Source organism: Tolypothrix sp. VBCCA 56010, from assembly GCF_050875635.1.
GTDB lineage: Bacteria > Cyanobacteriota > Cyanobacteriia > Cyanobacteriales > Nostocaceae > Hassallia.
In genome coordinates this window covers 1-4,577 of record NZ_JBPAOH010000285.1, presented here as the reverse complement: position 1 = coordinate 4,577, position 4,577 = coordinate 1, and the positions used below count along the sequence as shown (strand labels likewise).

6 protein-coding genes are annotated in these 4,577 nt (G+C 43.8%); 5 read left to right on the top strand and 1 reads right to left on the bottom strand.

All coding sequences use genetic code 11. The features are described 5' to 3' along the window. Window positions 1–83 precede the first annotated feature (83 nt). On the bottom strand, window positions 84–290 hold the full coding sequence (gene petP / locus AABK37_RS40515; protein WP_432557029.1) for a cytochrome b6f subunit PetP: 207 nt from the start codon (window positions 288–290) through the stop codon (window positions 84–86). Window positions 291–565: 275 nt separating this feature from the next. On the opposite strand from petP, the gene AABK37_RS40510 reads away from it, so the two are divergent. The 5 genes from AABK37_RS40510 to AABK37_RS40490 form a co-directional block, all read left to right on the top strand. Further along, window positions 566–1,261, top strand: coding sequence for an RNA-guided endonuclease InsQ/TnpB family protein (locus tag AABK37_RS40510; RefSeq protein ID WP_432557028.1), 696 nt, complete (start codon window positions 566–568; stop codon window positions 1,259–1,261). Between the two features lie 136 nt (window positions 1,262–1,397). Then, window positions 1,398–1,592 carry a hypothetical protein gene (locus AABK37_RS40505; RefSeq protein WP_432557027.1) on the top strand — a complete coding sequence of 65 codons (195 nt, stop codon included), beginning with the start codon at window positions 1,398–1,400 and terminating at the stop codon, window positions 1,590–1,592. Between the two features lie 260 nt (window positions 1,593–1,852). Further along, window positions 1,853–3,580, top strand: coding sequence for a group II intron reverse transcriptase/maturase (gene ltrA / locus AABK37_RS40500; protein WP_432557026.1), 1,728 nt, complete (start codon window positions 1,853–1,855; stop codon window positions 3,578–3,580). Between the two features lie 28 nt (window positions 3,581–3,608). Further along, a complete protein-coding gene (locus tag AABK37_RS40495; protein WP_432557025.1) occupies window positions 3,609–4,211 on the top strand; it encodes an RNA-guided endonuclease InsQ/TnpB family protein in 603 nt (200 codons plus the stop codon). Window positions 4,212–4,257: 46 nt separating this feature from the next. Continuing rightward, on the top strand, window positions 4,258–4,577 hold a 320-nt coding region (locus AABK37_RS40490), incomplete at its 3' end, for a Uma2 family endonuclease (RefSeq protein ID WP_432557024.1).

Sequence of the window (4,577 nt, the reverse complement as noted above, 5' to 3'; positions counted from 1 at the left end):
AGGGAGGGCTTGCACCTCCATCCTGTCTGGAGTTCAACCCAAAGGGGGTTGGAGTGATTATTTACGGACTTAACCGTGATTCCTCACTCAACGAATCGCACTTCGACTCGGAGTTCATCTTCAAAAAACCAAGTGGAAAAATTATCTTCAAACTTCACCACCACACCGACACCGCTAGCATCAGTCATTTTGAAGCTTTGGATGACACCGACTTGTCCTAGCCTTTTGACCACAGGAGGAGACACGCGATCGCGCAAACGAAAGACTTTAACCTTTTGTCCGATTTCCATGCCTATTTACAATGCAATAAACCACTGATCAGTGTAGCTGAATCCGTGACTCAGGGGGAGTAGTTATGTGAAGTGCGTTGTGCTTTCCAATCAACCCTCCACCAGAGCGTAGTTGCGCTCAATCGCGACTCAATACACTACTCACCACGCTCCAACCAACTTCTGACCCAGACTCAGGGAGCGCCGCAAGCCCCTAAATTCTATTTATGGGTAAGGCGAATTCATTCGTCGTGAATAAACTTGCATTTATTTATTCACCATAATATAGTACTCATATGATAACAATAAACTACGAATACAAACTTAAACCAAACGCGCAGCAAATAGAGATTTTTGAAGCGTGGCTTGATGCCTGTAAAAAAGTCTATAACTTTGCGCTGCGAGAACGTAAGGATTGGGTTAATTCTCGCAAGTCTACTGTTAATTCATGCAGTCTAGTTTCTGAATACATAATTCCTGCGGATGCGCCAAGACCTACCTATGCTTCTCAGTGTAAAGCCTTAACTTCAGCCAAGAAGGTTTATCCCGAACTTCAGCTACCACACATTCACGTTTTGCAGCAAACTCTAAGACAGTTAGAATCTGCGTTTGTAGCAATGTGGGAACGCTCGTCAGGATTCCCTAGATTCAAAAATAAGATGCGTTCTTTCGTCTATCCAGATATTAAACAGAGCGCAGTGGAATCGGGAAGAGTTAAGCTCCCAAAAATCGGTTGGGTGAAGATGAAAATGTCTCGTCCATTACCCGAAGGCTTTATTTTGAAGCAGATTAGAGTGGTTAAGAAAGCATCTGGGTATTTTGCTATGCTCACTTATCAATTGAGTGTACAAGTAGCCAATGTCCCAGTTCACGGACATTTTCTAGGGGTAGATATTGGACTAGACAAATACTTAGCTACAAGTGATGGGGAATTAGTTTCTAGACCTCGATTCTTCAGGGCACTTCACCGCGAGTTGAAATTACTGGTGTGACTCGTTTCCTCAAAAACGGAGGCAATCTTTGCCCAAGTGTAGAGGAATCAAGGAAACTAACCTCTCGTATTGGTTAGAACGAACCTTGAAAACTTGATAACCATGAGGGTGTAATTCCCTCCCCACAAGTGCAGTGGTGACAGCATCACCCCCACAAATGAGAATAGCAACCTCAATCGTGAAACGGGGTGAAAAGGAGGTAACTGGTAGCCTAAACTGGAATCCCTTCGAGCAAGAGCCTATGAGTAACGAAAGTGAAGGTGTGGTTGAACTATCGTTATCAACAACCAGTGTAAAGGCTGACACACTGGAGCCAAAAGGCAAAGGATAGGGAGTTGGCGTTTCAGTAAGCGACCAACAAGCACTTCCCAAAAACCCGGTAGAGAGCATCGCTCTAAAGGCTCAAACAATGGTTATCAGGAACGAGATAACCTCTATATTTCTCTCAGGAAAGGTCGATACCTGAGTAGGTGCTAACCAGATGAATACAGAGGAAGGATTGAATCAGAAGCCAACGCCCTCTTGTAATGAGGGGGATACGCTGACAGATTTACGAAGATTTGGAAGATATAGGCTCAAATAGCAATCAATATGTCTAATACAGAGTCAAATAAGGCGACTGTGGAATGGAAAGACATCTCTTGGCGAAAAGTTGAGAGGATTGTCTTCAAGTTGCAAAAGCGCATATATCAAGCATCTCAACGTGGAGACGTTCGGGCAGTCCGCAGGCTTCAGAAAACCTTGATGAAATCTTGGTCAGCTAAGGTCTTAGCCGTGCGAAGGGTAACTCAGGATAATCAGGGCAAGAAAACTGCCGGAGTTGACGGGGTGAAAAGTCTAACCCCAAAACAAAGGTTAGAACTTGTAGACCAACTGAGGTTAAACCGAAAAGCCAAGCCAACCAGAAGGGTTTGGATACCCAAGCCAGGAAGGGAGGAAAAACGCCCACTAGGGATACCTACAATACACGACAGGGCAACCCAAGCCCTAGCAAAAGCTGCCTTAGAGCCGGAATGGGAAGCTAAATTCGAGCCAAATTCGTTCGGATTTCGACCAGGACGCTCATGCCATGATGCGGTTGAGCAGATATTCCAAGCAATTAAGCAGAAAGCCAAATATGTGCTAGATGCCGATATTGCCAAATGCTTTGACCAAATTGACCACAAGGCGCTATTAGAAAAACTAAATACATTCCCCACTTTACTTCGACAAATCAAGGCATGGTTAAAAGCGGGGGTGATTGATTGGAGCAGATACGCCAATCGCAATAAAAGCCGAACAGTTGACCCAAATTTTAAGGGTACACCGCAAGGAGGGGTAATTTCTCCTCTCCTTGCCAACATCGCCCTACACGGTATGGAAACAGTAATACTAGGGGCATTTCCCAAAAGAAACGCTCCCAGTGTCATCAGATATGCAGACGATTTCGTTGTGCTGCATGAAAACCTTACCGTTGTTCAACAAAGTCAACAAATAGTAGCCGAATGGTTGAAAGGCATGGGTTTGGAACTGAAACCCAGTAAAACACGAATCTCACATACCCTACACAAGTATGAAGGAAACGTGGGATTTGACTTCCTTGGATTCAACATCAGACAACATCCAGTTGGTAAATATCAGACTGGTAGGGTAACAGGAAAACCACTGGGATTTAAGACCATCATCACTCCAAGTAAGGAAAAGTTAAAAGCCCACACAGATGATATAGGAATCATCATTAGGCAAAATAAATCAGCCTCTCAAGCTGAATTAATTGCAAGAATTAACCCAATCATTAGGGGATGGTCAAACTACTATTCCTCCGTCGTGAGCAAGGCATTCTATTCAAAAGCAGATGCCATAACTTATCATCAACTCCGAACTTGGGCAGACCACCGTCATCCCTATAAATCAAAAACATGGGTATCCAAAAGATACTGGCACAGTATAGGGACTAGAAACTGGGTATTTGCGACAAGAAATGAAGAAGGAATGCAACTCCTTTGCCATGCAGATACTCCCATAAAGAGGCACGTTCAAATACAAAGAGAGCGCAGCCCATATGACGGTGACTGGGTTTACTGGAGTAATAGACGAGGAAATTACCCCGGAACTCCGAGAGCAGTAGCCGCCCTTATAAAATCTCAAAATGGTAAATGCTCTCACTGCGGTCAGTACTTCACATCAGATTCTCTCACTGAAGTACATCACAAGGACATGAATCGTAAAAACAATAAGAAAGAGAATCTGACACTGGTACATAGACACTGCCACGATGTCATCCACGGCGTAGGGAAGAAAGTGTTAGAAGAAGGATGGCTTGATGAACACCCTTTCTAACCCCCTAAGCCCAATAAGGGTAAGATGTATGTGTGACAAACACCAAGTCTTTGAGGAGCCGTGTGAGTCGAAAGATTCACGCACGGTTTTGAAGACCAGTGCAGGTGGTGACACTCGTACTGAGTTCAACCAACGAAGATTAAAGCACAAGAAGAAAGCTTCTAGTAATTGGCTGAAACTTCAGAACAAGATAGCTAGAATTCATCAAAAAATTAACGATACCCGAAAAGACTGGCATTTCAAACTAGCTCATTATCTTTGCGATCAAGCCGGAGCAATATTCGTTGAGGATATTAATTTTAAAGCTTGGGCAAAAGGGTTATTTGGAAAACATACACTTGATGCTGCCTACGGACAATTCTTCAATATTTTGTCCTATATTTGTTGGAAGCGAGATGTATTCTTTCTCAAAGTCGATAAAAACTATACAAGTCAAATTTGCCCTAACTGCGGTACGCACACAGGTAAGAAAGGCTTGAGCGAAAGAATTCACCGCTGCTTTCACTGCGGCTATACAACTAATAGAGACGTAGCGGCAGCTCAGGTAATCAAAAATCGCGGTATCCTCGCTGTCGGACAGCCAGTGGGGGGGCAAATTGCTTCTGGAGGAGTTCTGTCGGGGGCGCTTTAATGTCTAGATAAGATCCTGTGAGAGAAGAATCCCCCGTATTCTATGCGTGGGGAGTGTCAATTGTTTGGAGTGGTTGTGGCGAAAGCGCAATGACTTCTTTATTGGTGCGAATCTGACAATTTATTTTAGTCGTCAGCAGTTGCGAAATCGAGATTTCCGTGGTCCGGACTTTTTCTTAGTGCGAGACACCGAAAAACGACCCCGCAATTCTTGGGTAGTTTGGGAGGAAGATGGACGTTATCCAGACTTGATTATTGAATTACTTTCAGTAAACCAAAAAGTTTTCTCCTCAGGGCGATCGCTAAAAAATTTTGTAGTAGATGATACTTTTTATTCAGCAAATATTGAACCAGCAAGACTAGGATT